Origin of the sequence: Lentzea waywayandensis, assembly GCF_900115955.1 — a bacterium.
Lineage (GTDB): Bacteria > Actinomycetota > Actinomycetes > Mycobacteriales > Pseudonocardiaceae > Lentzea > Lentzea waywayandensis.
The window spans coordinates 400,544-416,883 of sequence record NZ_FOYL01000005.1 but is presented as its reverse complement, the minus strand read 5'-3'; the positions used below and the strand labels follow the sequence as shown (position 1 = coordinate 416,883).

Annotated in this window: 13 protein-coding genes and 1 riboswitch; of the genes, 9 read left to right on the top strand and 4 right to left on the bottom strand. The window is 69.1% G+C overall.

Annotated features, from left to right (window positions below; genetic code table 11):
• Nucleotides 1-76 precede the first annotated feature (76 nt).
• The 5 genes from BM417_RS22100 to BM417_RS22080 all read left to right on the top strand — a co-directional run bounded on the left by BM417_RS22100 (nucleotide 77) and on the right by BM417_RS22080 (nucleotide 5,565).
• Nucleotides 77-1,555, top strand: a complete 1,479-nt coding sequence (locus tag BM417_RS22100; protein ID WP_093598027.1) for a potassium/proton antiporter — start codon at nucleotides 77-79, stop codon at nucleotides 1,553-1,555.
• A gap of 73 nt (nucleotides 1,556-1,628) precedes the next feature.
• Nucleotides 1,629-1,743: riboswitch (SAM riboswitch) on the top strand.
• Nucleotides 1,744-1,780: 37 nt separating this feature from the next.
• Nucleotides 1,781-3,112 (top strand): aminotransferase class V-fold PLP-dependent enzyme, encoded by a 1,332-nt coding sequence (locus tag BM417_RS22095; protein WP_093597395.1) that lies wholly within the window; start codon nucleotides 1,781-1,783, stop codon nucleotides 3,110-3,112.
• Nucleotides 3,113-3,135: 23 nt separating this feature from the next.
• Entirely contained in the window at nucleotides 3,136-3,915 is a 780-nt protein-coding gene (lspA, locus tag BM417_RS22090; RefSeq protein ID WP_245822068.1) for a signal peptidase II, read from the top strand.
• A gap of 101 nt (nucleotides 3,916-4,016) precedes the next feature.
• The gene (locus BM417_RS22085; protein WP_093598022.1) at nucleotides 4,017-4,901 is read left to right on the top strand and encodes an RluA family pseudouridine synthase; all 885 of its coding nucleotides are present in this window, start codon (nucleotides 4,017-4,019) and stop codon (nucleotides 4,899-4,901) included.
• A gap of 73 nt (nucleotides 4,902-4,974) precedes the next feature.
• Nucleotides 4,975-5,565, top strand: coding sequence for an NAD(P)-dependent oxidoreductase (locus BM417_RS22080; RefSeq protein ID WP_093597392.1), 591 nt, complete (start codon nucleotides 4,975-4,977; stop codon nucleotides 5,563-5,565).
• Here the strand turns inward: BM417_RS22080 and BM417_RS22075 are convergent.
• Nucleotides 5,554-6,450: a LysR family transcriptional regulator gene (locus tag BM417_RS22075; RefSeq protein ID WP_093597389.1), complete on the bottom strand. Its 897-nt coding sequence runs from the start codon at nucleotides 6,448-6,450 to the stop codon at nucleotides 5,554-5,556. The genes BM417_RS22080 and BM417_RS22075 overlap by 12 nt on opposite strands.
• Before the next feature lie 23 nt (nucleotides 6,451-6,473).
• On the opposite strand from BM417_RS22075, the gene BM417_RS22070 reads away from it, so the two are divergent.
• A complete protein-coding gene (locus tag BM417_RS22070; RefSeq protein ID WP_093597386.1) occupies nucleotides 6,474-7,346 on the top strand; it encodes an inositol monophosphatase family protein in 873 nt (290 codons plus the stop codon).
• Here the strand turns inward: BM417_RS22070 and BM417_RS22065 are convergent.
• Complete coding sequence (locus BM417_RS22065) at nucleotides 7,343-8,182, bottom strand: AsnC family protein (RefSeq protein ID WP_093597383.1); 840 nt, start codon at nucleotides 8,180-8,182, stop codon at nucleotides 7,343-7,345. The genes BM417_RS22070 and BM417_RS22065 overlap by 4 nt on opposite strands.
• A 214-nt stretch (nucleotides 8,183-8,396) precedes the next feature.
• Between BM417_RS22065 and dnaE the strand changes: the two genes are divergently transcribed.
• Entirely contained in the window at nucleotides 8,397-11,909 is a 3,513-nt protein-coding gene (gene dnaE, locus BM417_RS22060) for a DNA polymerase III subunit alpha (RefSeq protein WP_093598019.1), read from the top strand.
• A 6-nt stretch (nucleotides 11,910-11,915) separates the two neighbouring features.
• Here dnaE and BM417_RS22055 read toward each other — a convergent pair whose 3' ends face one another.
• Both BM417_RS22055 and BM417_RS22050 read right to left on the bottom strand, forming a co-directional pair.
• On the bottom strand, nucleotides 11,916-13,517 hold the full coding sequence (locus tag BM417_RS22055; RefSeq protein ID WP_093597380.1) for an MOSC domain-containing protein: 1,602 nt from the start codon (nucleotides 13,515-13,517) through the stop codon (nucleotides 11,916-11,918).
• Nucleotides 13,517-14,005 carry a CGNR zinc finger domain-containing protein gene (locus tag BM417_RS22050; RefSeq protein ID WP_093597377.1) on the bottom strand — a complete coding sequence of 163 codons (489 nt, stop codon included), beginning with the start codon at nucleotides 14,003-14,005 and terminating at the stop codon, nucleotides 13,517-13,519. The genes BM417_RS22055 and BM417_RS22050 overlap by 1 nt, the downstream gene beginning before the upstream one ends.
• Nucleotides 14,006-14,089: 84 nt before the next feature.
• Between BM417_RS22050 and BM417_RS22045 the strand changes: the two genes are divergently transcribed.
• On the top strand, nucleotides 14,090-14,938 hold the full coding sequence (locus BM417_RS22045; RefSeq protein ID WP_093597374.1) for a DUF427 domain-containing protein: 849 nt from the start codon (nucleotides 14,090-14,092) through the stop codon (nucleotides 14,936-14,938).
• A gap of 150 nt (nucleotides 14,939-15,088) precedes the next feature.
• Entirely contained in the window at nucleotides 15,089-16,297 is a 1,209-nt protein-coding gene (locus BM417_RS22040) for a cytochrome P450 family protein (RefSeq protein ID WP_245822067.1), read from the top strand.
• Nucleotides 16,298-16,340 lie beyond the last annotated feature (43 nt).

The window sequence follows — 16,340 nt, the reverse complement described above, 5'->3', positions numbered from 1 at the left end:
CTCCACCGCGCATGAGCCCGGTAGAGGCGATCGTCGGATTCGTCGGAATCGATGGTGATCAACCAGAATGGTCCAGGTGGGTGACGTCACGGTCGTTCTGGGCATCGGCGCGGCCGTACTGCTGATCTCCGTGATCGCGGTGCGGGTGTCGACTCGCCTCGGGCTGCCCTCACTCCTGCTCTACCTCGGCATCGGCGTGCTGCTCGGCGAGGCCGTGTTCGGCATCAAGTTCGACGACGCCGACCTCACCCAGTCCCTCGGCATCGCGGCGCTGGTGCTGATCCTGACCGAGGGCGGGATCACGACCCGCTGGAACGCGGTGAAGTCCTCGCTGTGGCTGGGCGTCGCACTGTCCACAGTGGCCGTTGTGGTGAGCGTGGCGGTGACCGGGACGGCGCTGCACTTCCTGCTGGGCCTCGACTGGCGGATGGCGTTGCTGTGGGGCGCGGTGCTGTCGTCCACCGACGCGGCCGCCGTGTTCAGCGTCCTGCGCTCGTTAGGCGTGGGGCCGCGGCTCACCGGCGCGCTCGAACTGGAGTCCGGCCTCAACGACGCGCCCGTCTACATCGCCGTCGTGCTGCTGGCCTCGTCGGATCAGATCTCCTGGACCGCGCCACTGCTGGTGATCTACGAACTGGGCGCGGGCGCGCTCATCGGCGTTGCCCTCGGCTATCTCGGCGGGGCCGGGCTCAGACGCGCGGCACTGCCCTCCACCGGTCTGTACCCGCTCGCCACGGTGGCGGTGTGCGTGATGGCCTACACGGCCGGCGACCTCGCGCACGCCTCCGGATTCCTCGCCACGTACGTCGCCGCGCTGGTGCTGGGCAACGCCCGCCTGCCGCACCGCGCCGACACCCTCTCGTTCGCCGAAGGTCTCGGCTGGCTGGCCCAGATCGGGCTCTTCGTGCTGCTCGGCCTCTACGCCTCGCCGTCTCGCCTGCTCGACGTGCTGTTCCCCGCGCTGATCGCGGGCGTGGTGCTGACGTTCGTGGCCCGGCCGCTGTCGGTGATCCTGTCCTCGCTGCCGTTCAAGGTGCCGTGGCGCGAACAGGCCTTCCTGTCCTGGTCGGGGCTGCGCGGCGCGGTGCCGATCGTGTTCGCGCTGATCCCGTTGATCCAGGGGGTCGAGGGCGCGCGCGAACTGGTCGACGTGGTGTTCGTGCTGGTCATCGTGCTGACGGTGGTGCAAGGCACGACGCTGCCGTTCCTCGCCCGGCGCCTCGGGCTGGTGAAGACGGGCGAGGCGCAGGAGGTCCAGGTCGACTCCTCGCCGCTCGACGAGCTCGGTGCCGAACTGCTCCAGGTGCACATCCAGCGCGGGTCGAAGCTGCACGGCGTCTACATGACCGAACTGCGGCTGCCCGTCGGCGCCACAGTCAGCCTCGTGGTGCGCTCGGGAAAGAGTTTCACGCCACAACCGACGACCCGGCTGCAGACGGACGACCAGTTGCTCATCGTCACCACCGAAGAAGCGCGCGATGCCGCTGAGCGGCGCGTACGTGCCGTCGACCGCGCCGGTCGTTACGCACGGTGGAAGGGCGAGACCGGCGATTAGTCGGTCGCCGACGCTTCCCAGCATGTGAATCAGGTGTCGACGGGCGCGTCGGCCTCCGCTAACGTCGTCGGCAGGTCATGAGAGCCAGCGTCAAGCCCAAGCTTGCTGGCCGGCAACCCTCCAACCGCGGTGGGGTGCCCTTGGTGAGGACCTGGTCCGGCGCGTGGGGCGCCGGTCAAGCGCGGGCCTTCGCACAACGGGGCCCCTGGCCTCGGAGGCAGCTCGATGACGCTCGCGATCACCCCTGGAACCACCACCGCCGTTCCGGCTGTCGTCGGCGCCGACCTGCGGGTTCCGCTCGTCACCGGAGAGCGCGTCACCTATGCCAACCTCGATCACGCGGCATCGGCGCCCTGTCTTCAGGAAGTGCGTGACGCCGTCGACGAACTGCTGCCCTGGTACGCCAGCGTGCACCGCGGCGCCGGGTTCGCCTCGCAGGTCTCGACCCGCGTCTACGAGCAGGCCCGCGACCGCATCCGCCGCTTCGTCGGGGCGCACTCCTCCGACGCCGTCGTCTTCACCCGCAACACCACCGATTCGCTGAACCTGTTGGCGCGCAGCGTTCCCAAGAACACCGCGGTCGTCCTGTTCGACAGCGAGCACCACGCGGCCCTGCTGCCGTGGCGCGGCCCGAACGTTCAGCGTGTTCCCGCACCGTCTTCGTCCGGCGCCGCAGTTGTCGCGCTGGACCGGGCGTTGGCCGCCGCCCCGGTCGGCCCTCGGCTCGTGATCGTCACCGGGGCGTCCAACGTCACGGGGGAGCTGTGGCCGGTCGCGGAGCTCGCGAAGGTCGCCCGCCGGCACGGCGCGCGGATCGCGCTCGACGCCGCGCAGCTCGCCCCGCACCGCCCGATCAACGCCCGTGAGCTGGGCGTCGACTACATCGCGTTCTCCGGCCACAAGATCTACGCGCCGTTCGGCGCCGGTGTGCTGGTCGGCCGCGCGGACTGGCTGCAGCAGGCCCAGCCGTACCTGGTCGGCGGCGGCGCGACCTCGAAGGTGACCGACCACGGCGACCGCCTCGGGGTGGCCTGGTCCGCGGTGCCCGAGCGGCACGAGGCCGGCAGCCCGAACGTCGTCGGCGTGCACGCGCTGGCCGCGGCCTGCGAGATCCTGTCGCGGCACTGGGAGCAGACCGTCGCGCACGAGCAGGAACTGCTGACGCGCCTGCAGAACGGCCTGCGCACCATCCCCGGCTTCCGCGAGCTCGCGATCCTGACCGACGCCGACAAGGTGGGCGTCGTGAGCTTCACGATCTCCGGCTTCGACGCGGGCTTCCTCGCGGCGGCACTGTCCGCCGAGTACGGCATCGGGGTGCGCGACGGAGCGTTCTGCGCGCACGTGATCGTGGGCCGTCTGGTCAAGCAGGTCGGATCGCACGAGGAACGCGCCGTGCGCGCGTCGATCGGCCTCGGCACGACGCCCGAGCACGTGGACCGTTTGGTCGCGGCGCTGCGCACTCTCGTCACCGAGGGTCCGAAGTGGACCTACGCGCAGCGCGACGGCCGCTGGGTTCCGCAGGACGACAACCGAACCCTGCCGCCGTTCCTCGCGTAGTCCCTGTAGTGGACAATGACCTGGTGAGTGACGAGGCCAAGGCCGCGGGGAAAGCCGCCGAGAAGGCTGCCGAGAAGGTCGCTGACAAGCCGGTGGAAGCGCAGGTCAGCGAGCCGGAGACGGTCGCGACGCCCGCGATCGTGGTCGACGAGCCGGACGCGGAGAAGAAGACCGAGGAGAAACCCGCGGAGTCCCCCGCCAAGGCGGAGGAGGACGACGACGAGTTCTCGATCTCCGGTTCCATCTCCGGCTCGTTGCCGGAGCCGCGGACGAAGACCCTCGCGGTCCTGGCGGGCGGCGTGCTGGCGCTGGACGTGCTCACCAAGGTCGTGTCGGTGGCGTTCCTCGAGGGTGCCGATCCGATCAAGCTCTTCGGCGGCGTGCTCTACCTGACGTTCGTCCGCAACCCCGGCGCCGCGTTCGGCCTGGCCGAGGGGCAGACGTGGATCCTCGCGCTGATCGCGCTGGGCGTCGCCGGGTTCATCCTCTGGATCGCGCGCAACCTCCGCTCGCAGGGCTGGGCCGTCGGCCTCGGCCTGGTGCTGGGCGGCGCCGTCGGCAACCTCGCCGACCGCCTGTTCCGCGAACCGGGCCCGATGCGCGGTCACGTGGTGGACTTCCTGTCGCTGTTCGACCCGTACGGCCAGGTGTGGCCGGTGTTCAACGTCGCCGACATGGCGATCGTCGGCGGTGGCGCCACGATCATCGTGCTGGCGCTGATGCGGCACGACTACGACGGGACCGTTCACAAGGAGGAGCCCGCGCTCGTCGTGGAGTCCGATGGTGCGGCGGAGCCGAAGTAGCTGCTCCTGGTAGATTCAGCGGGTTCTGCAAGGAGAAGAAGGTCGAGGCACCCCGCGTGAGCGGATACCGAACGCTGCCGATTCCCGACGGTCTGGACGGCATGCGCGTCGACGCCGGCCTCGCGAAGTTGCTCGGCCTGTCCCGCACTGTCGTCGCGGCCATCGCCGACTCCGACGAGGTGCTGGTCGACGGCCGGGTGGTCGGCAAGTCCGACCGGCTCACGGCCGGGTCGATGCTGGAGATCACGCTGCCCGCGCCGCCGCAGCCGGTCACCGTCCAGGCGATCCCCGTCGAGGGCATGGTCATCATCCACGAGGACGACGACATCATCGTCATCGACAAGCCCGTCGGTGTCGCCGTGCACCCGTCGCCGGGCTGGACCGGGCCGACCGTCGTCGGTGGGCTCCTCGCCTCCGGCCACCGCGTCGCCACGTCCGGTGCCGCCGAGCGTCAGGGCGTCGTGCACCGGCTCGACGTCGGCACGACCGGCGTGATGGTGGTCGCGAAGTCCGAGTCCGCGTACTCCGCTTTGAAGCACGCCTTCAAAGAGCGGACCGTGGACAAGGTCTACCACGCGATCGTGCAGGGCCACCCGGACCCGATCAAGGGCACCATCGACGCGCCGATCGACCGTCACCCGAAGCACGACTACAAGTTCGCGGTGATGCAGGACGGAAAGCCGTCCATCACGCACTACGAGGTGATGGAGGCGTTCCGGGCGGCATCTCTCGTCGAGGTGCACCTGGAAACCGGGCGCACGCACCAGATTCGCGTGCACTTCTCGGCGCTGCACCACCCGTGCGTCGGCGACCTGACGTACGGGGCCGACCCGACGCTGTCCAAGCGGCTCGGGGTGACGAGGCAGTGGCTGCACGCGCGTCAGCTCGGGTTCCACCACCCGGCGGACGGCCAGTGGGTCTCGTTCACGTCCGAGTACCCGGACGACCTTTCGGCCGCGTTGGAAAAGCTGCGCGACGAGGGCTGATTGCGTCTGGGTAAATCACCGGTTGACGACATTGCACTTGATGTTAATCGGTGTGCTCAATAGCGTTTTCGGCATGCACCTGACAATTCTCGCGGCCTCGGGCCGGACCGGTCTCGCCCTCACCCGCCAGGCGTTGGAGCGCGGTCACGTCGTCACCGCGATCGCCCGCGACCCGAGCCGGATCACCCTCGACCACCCGAACCTGAGCAAGGTCGCCGGCGACGTGAGCGCGCCGTTGAGCATCGACGCCGATTCCGTCGTCCTGTCCGGTCTCGGCACCGACCGGGCGGGAGTCCTGCTCGACGGCGCCAAGGCCGTGGTCGCCGCCGGACCGCGCCGGATCATCTGGCTCGGCGCCTACGGCACGGGCGCGTCCGCCGACGCGGCGGGCGAGGGTGCCGCGGTGCTCTGGAAGGTGATGGGCGACCGGATCCCGGACAAGATCGCGGCCGACAACGCCGTCCTCGCCGCCGGTGGCACGGTCTTCCACGCCGGGTTGCTCAGCGACGAGCCCTCGAGTCCCGGCCGCACGGTCGGCCTGGACGCCGCGCCGCCGTTCGACCTCACCGCGAAGGTCAGCCGCGAGACCGTCGCCGCCGCGATGCTCGACGAGGCCGAGACCCCGCGCTTTCCCGGCGCCGTGGCGTTGCCGCTACCGGCCTAGGACCTCGGCGAGGGTCGTCCGCACCAGGTCGCGCAGCCACGCGTGGGCGAGGTCGGAGTCGTAGCGCTGGTGCCAGTTGCAGTTGATCGACGCCTCCGGCGACTCGGCCGGCAACGGCCGCGTGACCAGCCCGAACGCCTCGATCAACGGCCGGCAGAGGATCGCCGTCGTGGTGACCAGCGCGTCGCTCGCCGCCGCGATCTGCAGGGCCGAGTGCACGGTCGCCACCGTCGCGATCACCTTGCGTTGCAAGCCCTCCGCGGCCAGCAACTCGTCGATCGGGGCGGTCAGCCGGCCGCGCCGCGAGACCACCACGTGCGGGTAGGACGCGTACGCCCGCAGATCCAGTTCGGTGCACGGATGACCGGACCGCAGGACCACGGCGAGCGGGTCGGTGCCGACCGTCTCCGAGCGGAACTCGGGGAGGTCGGGCGAGCCACCGCCGAGTTCCAGATCCACCCGGCCGTGCCGCAGGTCGTCGGTGTCGGCGGAGTGCTCGGCGAGCACCCGCAACCGCACACCGGGTGCCTGCTCCGCGATCCGCCCGATCAACACCGGCACCACCGACGACGCGAGGGCGTCGTGGCACTGGATCGTGAACGTGCGCTCCAGTTCGGCCAAGTCCAGCTCACGGCTCGGCGCCAGCACGGCGTTGGCCTCCCGAACCAGCCGACGCACCTCCTCGGCGATCCCCAGCGCGTACGGCGTGGGAGTCATCGAGTGGCCGGTCCGCACGAGGATGTCGTCGCCGGTCACCTTCCTGATCCGCCCGAGCGTGCGGCTGACCGCGGGTGACGACAGGTGCAGCCGCTGCGCCGCCCCCATCACGCTGCCCTCTTCGAGCAGGGCGTCCAGCACGGTCAACAGGTTCAGATCCGCTTGCATGACAGACAATCTTGGAGGAAGCCATGTCCACCGAAACCACCACTACCCCGACCGCCGCAGCCCCGACCGCCGCAGCCCCGACCGCCGCAGCCCCGACCGCCGCAGCCCCGACCGCCGCAGCCCCGACCGCCGCAGCCACCGCCGCCGCCGCCGCCGTCCGCCGTGCCGGAGCGCGAATGCTGAAGCGCTACTCGACGGAGTCCCGCGCCTCCAGCCTCACCGAGATCGTCGAGGCCGTCCGCGCCAACGACGCCGCAGTCGTCGACCTCCTCAAGCCGGAGTTGGAGGCGATCAACCCGGACGCGCGCTGGCTCGACGACGAACACGGCTCCGGCCCGCTCGAAGCCGGCGAGTGGTGGCTGGTCGACCCGGTCGGCGGCAACATGAACGCGGTCCACGGCATGACCGACTGGAACATCGGTGTGAGCCTGGTCCGCGACGGCCGCCCGGTGCTCGCGGTCGTCTACTTCCCGCTGTTCGACGAGATGTTCACGGCCACCGAGGGCGGCGGCGCGTTCCTGAACGGCGTCCGGCTCAAGGTCTCGGACAAGACCTCGCTGGACGGCGCGCTGGCCGGCACCGGTCAGGCCCAGCCCGGCCAGGGGCCGGAGATGGCGGACCGGGTCGGCGCCGCCTACAGCGCGATGGCGAAGGAGGCCCTCTACGTCCGGATCTCCGTGCCGGTGACCCATCAACTCGCCCAGGTCGCGGCGGGACGGATGGACGTGCACTGGCAGTACGACAACGTGCGCGCGCACGCGTCCGGTGTGCTGCTCGTGCAGGAGGCAGGCGGTGTCGTCACGGATCTCGACGGCAAGCCGTGGGAGCTGACCACCCGTGAGTACCTGGCGGCCGCGCCTGGTGTGCACGCGGCGGCGCTCAAGGCACTGAGTTAGTCCTCGACGGTCCAGACCAGGGTGTTCAGGTCCACCTCGGGGCGCACGCTCCAGCGGACCTGGATCACCTCGGTGGTGTCCGGCAGCACGAACACGCTGTGGCCGCCGGCGGTCTCGCCCGGCTGCACGCCGAGCTTGTGCGCGGGCCGCGAGGACAGCGAGACGGGCGCCTTCGTCACGGTCTCGCCGGTCTTGGTGACCAGGACGAGGTACATGTCCGGCAGCGAGGTGTACGGGACCTGAGAGGTGTTCGTCACCTCGGTGTGTACGACCACGGCCCGTTCGCCCTCGGCGAGCTTGTAGCCGGCGGCGGTGAACAGGAAGTCCGCCGGGTCGACGACCTCGATGAGCTGGATCGACAGGCGCGCGCCCTCGAGGCTGTCCGCCTCCAGGGCGGTGCCGATCTTGCCGGTCCGCGAGACGACGGGCTTGGGCTGCGGCTGGTCCGCGCGCACCCAGCCGGCTGACTGGGGCGGACCCCAGGTGGCCTGCGGCGGGGGCTGTTGAGCGGGGAACGGCTGGCTGACCGGACCCTGGGGCCCGTACTGCTGCTGAACAGGGTGGGGGCCGCTCTGGTTCACCGCGTACGGGCCGGACGGCGGGCCGCCCATGTAGTTGCCGTAGGCGGCGGCGTTGGCGAGCGCCCGGCGGACCCCGTTCGGGTCGCACTCCACACCCACCAGCAGCGGAAGGCCGCTGCCGGAGAGGGTGATCAGACGCATGGCGGCCTCGCGCGGGTCCATCCCCAGGCGCTGGGCGATCTCGTGCACGGCAGCGCGACCTGACTCGGCGAGAACGGCGAGCAGGCGGGCGTCTACGGGATCGGGGGGCACCACGAAAAGAACGCTACCTGGCGGTCTGGATCACCGCGCCACCGCCTGTCCGGTTCGAGATCACGGCGACAAACCCCCGAGCCTCCGTGAGGTGATCTTCGAGGCGGGATAGGGTTGGCGGATCCGGATTTCGCGTCCTTCCCACGCGTCCGTTCGATCTCCTGGAGGTACCGTGGCGGACTCGTTTGTGCACCTGCACGTGCACACCGAGTACTCGATGCTCGACGGCGCGGCCAAGGTGGCCCCGTTGTTCGAGGAAGCCGAGCGGCTCGGCATGACCGCTGTCGGCATGAGCGACCACGGCAACATGTACGGGTCCGACGAGTTCTACCAAACGGCGATGAAGACCGGCATCAAGCCGATCATCGGCATCGAGGCCTATCTCGCGCCGCACAACCGCCTGCACAAGAAGCCGGTCGCCTGGGGCGATCCCGGCCAGCGCAGCGACGACATCTCCGGTGCCGGCGCGTACACGCACATGACGATGTGGGCGCGCAACGCGGACGGCCTGCGCAACCTGTTCCGCCTGCACACCGAGGCCAGCAAGACGGGCTACTACTACAAGCCCCGCATGGACCGCGAGCTCGTCGCGGAGCACTCCGACGGCATCATCGCCACGACCGGCTGCCCGTCCGGCGAGGTGCAGACCCGGCTGCGGCTCGGGCAGGTGCAGGAGGCGTTCCAGGCGGCGGCCGACTACCAGGAGATCTTCGGCAAGGAGAACTTCTTCCTGGAGCTCATGGACCACGGCCTCGACATCGAGCGCCGCGTCCGCGAGGGCCTGCTGGAGATCAGCAAGAAGCTCGGCATCCCGCCGCTGGCGACGAACGACAGCCACTACGTCACCAAGGACCAGGCGGACACGCACTCCGCGTTGCTCTGCGTGCAGTCCGGCAAGATGCTGACCGACCCGAACCGGTTCAAGTTCGACGGGGACGGCTACTACCTGAAGTCGTCCGAGGAGATGCGGCAGATCTGGAAGGACCTGCCGGAGGCGTGCGACAACACGCTGCTCGTCGCGTCGATGGTCGAGTCCTACGACGACATCTGGAGCGTCAAGGACCGGATCCCGAACTTCGAGGTCCCCGAGGGCGAGGACCAGGCCTCGTGGTTCCGCAAGGAGATCCGGCGCGGCCTGGAGTGGCGGTTCGCCGGCCAGGAGGTTCCCGAGGAGTACATCAAGCGCTGCGACTTCGAGGCCCAGGTCATCATCGACAAGGGCTTCCCGGCGTACTTCCTGATCGTCGCCGACCTGATCAGCTACGCCCGCAGCGTGGGCATCCGCGTCGGTCCCGGCCGTGGTTCGGCCGCGGGTGCCGCCGTGTCGTGGGCGATGGGCATCACGAACATCGACCCGATCCCGCACGGCCTGCTGTTCGAGCGGTTCCTGAACCCCGAGCGCACCGCCATGCCCGACATCGACATCGACTTCGACGACCGCAGGCGTGGCGAGATGATCCGCTACGCCAGCGAGAAGTACGGCGCCGACAAGGTCGCGCAGGTGATCACGTTCGGCACCATCAAGACCAAGGCCGCGCTGAAGGACTCGGCGCGTGTCCACCACGGTCAGCCGGGCTTCGCGATCGCCGACAAGATCTCCAAGGCGCTGCCGCCGCCGATCATGGCGAAGGACATCCCGCTCAACGGCATCGTCAACAAGAGCCACCCGCGCTACGGCGAGGCAGCCGAGGTCCGGTCGCTGCTGGAAACCGACGTGCAGGTGAAGGAGATCTTCGACACCGCGCTCGGTCTCGAGGGCCTGATCCGCAACGCCGGCGTGCACGCCTGCGCGGTGATCATGTCGAAGGACCCGCTGACGGAGTCCATCCCGCTCTGGTACCGCGACGACGGCTCGTTCATCACCGGCTGGGACTACCCGTCGTGCGAGAACATCGGCCTGCTGAAGATGGACTTCCTCGGGCTGCGCAACCTCACGGTGATGGGCGACGCGATCGAGAACATCGAGGCCAACCGCGGCAAGGACGCGGTCCCGGACTTCGACAAGCTCACGCTCGACGACCCGGAGACCTACGCGCTGCTCGGCCGCGGTGACACGCTCGGCGTGTTCCAGCTGGACGGCGGGCCGATGCGCGACCTGCTGCGCCGCATGCAGCCGACGACGTTCGAGGACATCGTCGCGGTCGGCGCGCTGTACCGCCCCGGTCCGATGGGTGTGAACGCGCACAACGACTACGCGGACCGCAAGAACGGCCGTCAGGAAGTCAAGCCGATCCACCCGCAGCTCGAGGAACCGCTCAAGGTGATCCTCGGCGAGACGCACGGTCTGATCGTCTACCAAGAGCAGATCATGTTCATCGCCCAGGAGGTCGCGGGCTACTCGATGGGTCGCGCGGACGTGCTCCGCAAGGCCATGGGCAAGAAGAAAGCCGAGGTCCTCGCCAAGGAGTTCGAGGGCTTCCAGCAGGGCATGCGCAACGACCCGCGCGGCTTCTCCGACGAGGCGATCCAGGCTCTGTGGGACACGATCCTCCCGTTCGCCGGCTACGCGTTCAACAAGTCGCACGCGGCCGCGTACGGCCTGATCTCGTACTGGACGGCGTACCTCAAGGCGAACTTCCGCGCCGAGTACATGGCCGCCCTGCTGACGTCGGTCGGTGACAACAAGGACAAGTCGGCGGTCTACCTCGCCGAGTGCCGTCGCCTGGGCATCAAGGTCCTCCCGCCGGACGTCAACGAGTCGGCGCTGCGCTTCGGTGCGGTCGGCACGGACATCCGCTTCGGTCTCGGCGCGATCCGCAACGTCGGCGCGAACGTCGTCGAGTCGATCATCAAGAGCCGCCGGGAGAAGGGCAACTACACGTCCTTCACGGACTTCATGGACAAGTCCGAGCTCGTCGCCTGCAACAAGCGCGTGATCGAGTCGTTGATCAAGGCAGGCGCGTTCGACGCGTTCGGCCACCCGCGGCTGTCGCTGATCCAGGTGCACGAGGACGCGGTCGACGCCGTGGTCCCGATCAAGCGCAAGGAGGCGGAGGGGCAGTTCGACCTGTTCGGTGGCGACAGCGCCGACGACCAGGACGACAGCAGCTCACCGCTCGCGCACCTCAAGTTCGGCACCGAGGAGTACCCGCGCAAGCAGATGCTGAGCCTCGAGAAGGAGATGCTGGGGCTGTACGTGTCCTCGCACCCCCTCGACGGCGCCGAGCGGATCCTGCGCAAGTTCGCTCCTCGGCCGATCGCGGTCGTGCTCGACGATCCGCCCAAGGAAGGCGAGCTGATCGTCTCGGGCATGATCTCGTCGATCGAGCGCCGGGTGAACAAGAACGGCCTGCCGTGGGCGATCACGGTGATTGAGGACCTGGACGCGTCCATCGAGGTGCTGTTCTTCCCGAAGTCGTACGAGGTGCTGCGCGACGACCTGGAGCTCGACTCCGCCGTGTGCGTGAAGGGCCGGGTGAACTGGCGCGAGGACAAGATGGCGATCTTCGGTGACGGTGTCGTCCCGCTCGACATCAGCGACGCGGAGGCGAACCCCGGCGCGGATCCGCCCCTCGTCCTCGGACTGCACACCAAGACGCTGACGCCGGAGTTGATCGAGGAACTGAAGAGCGTCTTCAAGTCGCACGAGGGTCAGGTCGCCGTGCACCTGGAGGTGCAGAAGCGCGACAAGTCGAAGGAGATGATGGTGGTGGGCAACTTCCGGGTGAACACGACGCCGTCGCTCTTCGGTGACCTCAAGACCATCCGCGGCATCACGATCCACCGCTAGGCCGTTTCAGAGGTCGAGGACCAGGTCGGTTTCCGGTCGCGCGCAGCAGATCAGCGCGCTGCCGGGAGCCGGTGGTTCCAGCGGGTCCGGCCGGTTGACGACCGTGCCGGACAGCACCGGGGTCACGCAGGTGTGGCAGACGCCGGTGCGGCACGACCAGCGGGTCGGGACGTCGCAGGCCTCGGCCAGGCCGAGCAGGCTCGTGTCGTCGTCGCGCCAGGCCACCGTGAGACCGCTGCGGGCGAACGTGATCCGCGGGCCGGTGCCTTCCGGAACGGGTTGGTGCGGTGCGACGGTGTCGGTGCCGATCAGGCCTGGGTTGATCGCTGTTCGGGCGCCGAAGAGCTCGGTGTGGATGCGGGCCGGGTCGAGGCCGCGTTCGACGAGCGCCTCGCGCATGTCGTCCATGAAAGCGTTGGGGCCGCACAGGTACGCGCTCGCGTTGGCGGGCAGGCCGGTGAGGTGCTCGCGGGTGAGCCGGCCGTTGTCCGAGTAGTGGACGAGCTCGTGAGCAGGACCGAGCCGTCGTACTTCGGTGGCGAACGCGTCGTCGGCTGAGCGGGTGGTGTGCAGCCACCAAACCTCGCGGCCGGTGCCCTTGAGGGCGTGCAGCATCGCGAGCACCGGCGTGATGCCGACTCCCGCGGACAGCAGGATCACCGGTTCGTCACCGGGTCGCAGCGTGAAGTCGCCTCGGGGAGCGGCGACTTCGAGTGTGTCGCCGACCTTCACGTGGTCGTGGAGCCAGGTGCTGACGACGCCGTCCCGTTTGACGCTGATCCGGTACGAGTCCGACGAGATCGAGTAGCTCCGCACGCCTCCCGGCACGCGAACGGTCAGGTACTGGCCTGGTTCGGGACGGGCCAGGCCCTCTCCGGCGAGGTGGAACGACGTCACCGTCAGGCTCTCCGGCACGATCGCCTCGACCCGCAACGGCCGGAATCCCTGCCAGCCCACAGGTTCGGGCTCTGCGGGCGTCAACAGGTCGCGGAAGGACCCCTGCCAGCCAGGGCTCAGCGCGGGGATGTCGACGGCTTTCTCGAGCTGCTCGGTGTCGCGGTCCGGCAGGTACAGCAACGCGTCGATCGTGGCCACGCTCATCCGGTGCCGGCCGACCTCGGTGCGCACGATCTCGTCGCCTGCCTGGACTTCGCCCTCGGTGATGACCCGCAGGTAGAAGCCGGGGCGGCCGTGCGCGACCATCAACGTCGGCATGCGCGGCTCGTCCAGTCGCATGCCGACGCGGTAGCAGGTGACGCGCGGCTGGGTGACCTCGAACTCGGCCTCGCCGATGCGGAACCGGTCGCCGATGTGCACCTCGGCGTCGGCCAGGCCCTCGACGGTGAAGTTCTCCCCGAACTGGCCGTACTCGAACGCGCGGCCCAGCTCCGAGCGCCAGTGCTCGTACGACTCTCGTTGGTACACAAGGACAGCGCGGTTCTCGCCGCCGTGGCCGCCGAGGTCGCCCTGGCCGTCACCGTCGATGTTGAGCCTGCGAACCATCAACGGTCCGGCGACCGGCTGCTTGAAGATTCCGGTGTGGACGGTCCGGTCGTGCCAGGAGACGTCCTCGGGCAGTCCGACGTTGAGCGACAGCAGGCGGGCCATCACTGCTCTCCTCGCGTGCGCTGGTAGTGCCGGCGGGCCTTCATCCTGTTGCCGCAGACCGCCATCGAGCACCAGCGGGCGCTGTTCGGCTTGCTGTGGTCGATCAGGAACAGCCGGCACTCGGGGTTCGCGCACGGCCGCAACCGGCCTGGGCTCGACACCCGCAGCGCGTCCCACGCGAGCACCGCCCGTGCGGCGGTGGTCCGTCCCTCGGGCAGATCGAGGTGCCACACCACACCGGACGAGTCGACGGAGGCCGACTGCCGGACGTCCTCGACGAACGGGGTCAGCGCCGCAGGTCCGGCCTGGCCCCGCACCACGGACTGCAACGCGTCCCGTGCCGCGACCAGTGCGCGCCACTCGTCGTCAGAGGCGGGATGGTCGTGCTCGGCCAGCCATCGCGGACCTGCCTCCGCGAGCTCGTCGTGCTGCACGCCGTCCACGACGGGCGTCGTGTTCAGCAGGCCGAGCAGCAGTCCCTCGTCCATTCCTAACCTCCAAAGCGGCCCTTGACAGGTTATAGGACAGTCTGTCTAACTAGCAAACATCGCTTAAAAGGTTAGGAGAGGGTCATGGGCATGTCCTGGCAGCAGGGGCCGTTGGGTGCGAAGGCCGTGGGGCGGTTCCTCACGCCGGAACCGTTGCCGGAGCGGCTGTTGTTCGCCGAACCGCTGCGCCGCCGGATGCGCGTGAAGCTCGCCGGCGAGTGGGTCGCCGACAGCGAGGACGTCGTGCTGCTGCACGAACCCGGTCGCTATCCGGTCGCGTACTTCCCGCGAGACGAAGTCACGGGCCTCGAGGAGGAGACGCGCACGACGAACCACCGCGACCTCGGCGCGACGGCGTGGTTCACGGTGGGGGCGGCGAAGCACGCGGCGTGGCAGCACGTCGACCTGCCCGGCCACGCGAAGGTGCTGGAGGACCGGATCGCTTTCGCCTGGCGCGCAATGGACGCGTTCTACGAGGAGGACGAGCGCATCCTCGGGCACTCGGCCGACCCGTACCACCGCATCGACATCCGGCAGACCTCGCGGCACCTCGTCGTGCGCGACGGCGACCGGGTCGTCGCGGACACGAAGAGGCCGCTGGTGATGTACGAATCGGGTTTCGCGCCGCGCTGGTACGTGCCGCGCGAGGACATCGACGCCTCGGCCCTGAAGCACGTCGAAGGCGAGACCTTCTGCCCCTACAAGGGTTTGGCGAGCTACTACGACATCGGCGACCGCGGGCGCGCCGCCTGGTCGTACCCGGAGGCGTGGGCCGAGTCCGCCCGGATCTCGGACTGGGTCTCGTTCGAACCCGATGTCGTCGGCGTCTACCTCGACGACCGGAAGCTGGCGTTGGAGCCAGGACAAACCGTTGTGCCGCACGGCGTCGACCGCGGACTCACCCCGGAGGAGATCAAGGAGCAGCAGTGGTGAAGGTGCTGGTCCGGACTGCCACATCGAGGTCGTCACGCTGCCCGTCGGTGACGGGGATCGGGCCATCTCCTTCTGCGGGTAGGACCGTTGCGGCACAAGGCGGACATGAAATAGTGGCGGGCATTGAGTAAACGGGGTTAACTGGGTGAGGTGACGACACTCACCCAGTTGCCCGACGACTACGTCCAGAACCCGCACGACGTGCACGACATGCTTCGTGCCGAGGGGCCCGTGCAGGAAGTCCACATGCCACGTGGGCTCAAGGTCTGGCTCGTGACTCGGTACGACGAGGCGAAGATCGCCCTCACCGCCCCGCAGGTCAGCAAGAACATCATGGAGGGCGGCCACCTGATGGCGGTGCACTCTCCTCCGAACGGCGACGTGCGCCGCGAGATCGAGCCCACGCTCGCCGTCCACATGCTGAACATGGACCCGCCCCACCACACCCGGCTGCGCAAGCTCGTGACCAAGGCGTTCACCGCCCGCCGCATCGAGCTCATGCGCCCGCGCGTCCAGGAGATCGCGGCCGAGCTGATCGCCAAGCTCAACGACGGCGACGAGGTCGACCTGCTGGAGGCGTTCGCGTTCCCGCTGCCGATCACGGTGATCTGCGAGCTGCTCGGCATCCCGATCGACAACCGCGACGACTTCCGAGAGTGGTCGAACCAGCTGCTGTCCTTCGGCACGCCCGAGCAGGTCCAGGCCGCGGCGTCCGCGATGGCCGGCTTCCTGTTCCAGCACGTCACGACGATCGCCGAGGCCGAGCCGAACGACACGTTCTTCTCCGCTCTCGTGCACGCCGACGACTCCGGCGACCGGCTGAACACCGAAGAGCTGATCTCGATGGCGTTCCTGCTGCTCGTGGCGGGCCACGAGACGACGGTGAACCTCATCGGCAACGCGGTGCTGTCGTTGCTGAGGAACCCGGACCAGCTGCAGATCCTCAAGGACCGCCCGGAGCTGATCCCGGCGAGCACCGAGGAGTTCCTGCGGCTCGAGGGCCCGGTCAACGTCGCGACCTTCCGCTACACCAGGGAGGACCTCGAACTGGGCGGCGTCACCGTGCCCGCGGGCGAGATCCTGATGGTGTCGCTGGTGGCGGCGAACCGCGACCCGGAGAAGTACGCCGACGCCGATCAGCTCGACGTGACGCGGTCCGCGCAGGGGCACGTCGCGTTCGGCCACGGCATCCACTTCTGCCTGGGCGCGCCGCTGGCCCGGCTGGAGTTCGACGTCGCGCTGACCCAGCTGCTCGCTCGGTTCCCGAACCTGACGCTCGCCGCGGAGCCGGAAACGCTGGTGTGGCGGGACAGCACGTTGATCCGCGGTCTGCACACCCTGCCGGTGCGCCTCGCCTAATCTCAGGCGCGTGGACGACCTGCTGAAGCTCGACCAGGCGCAC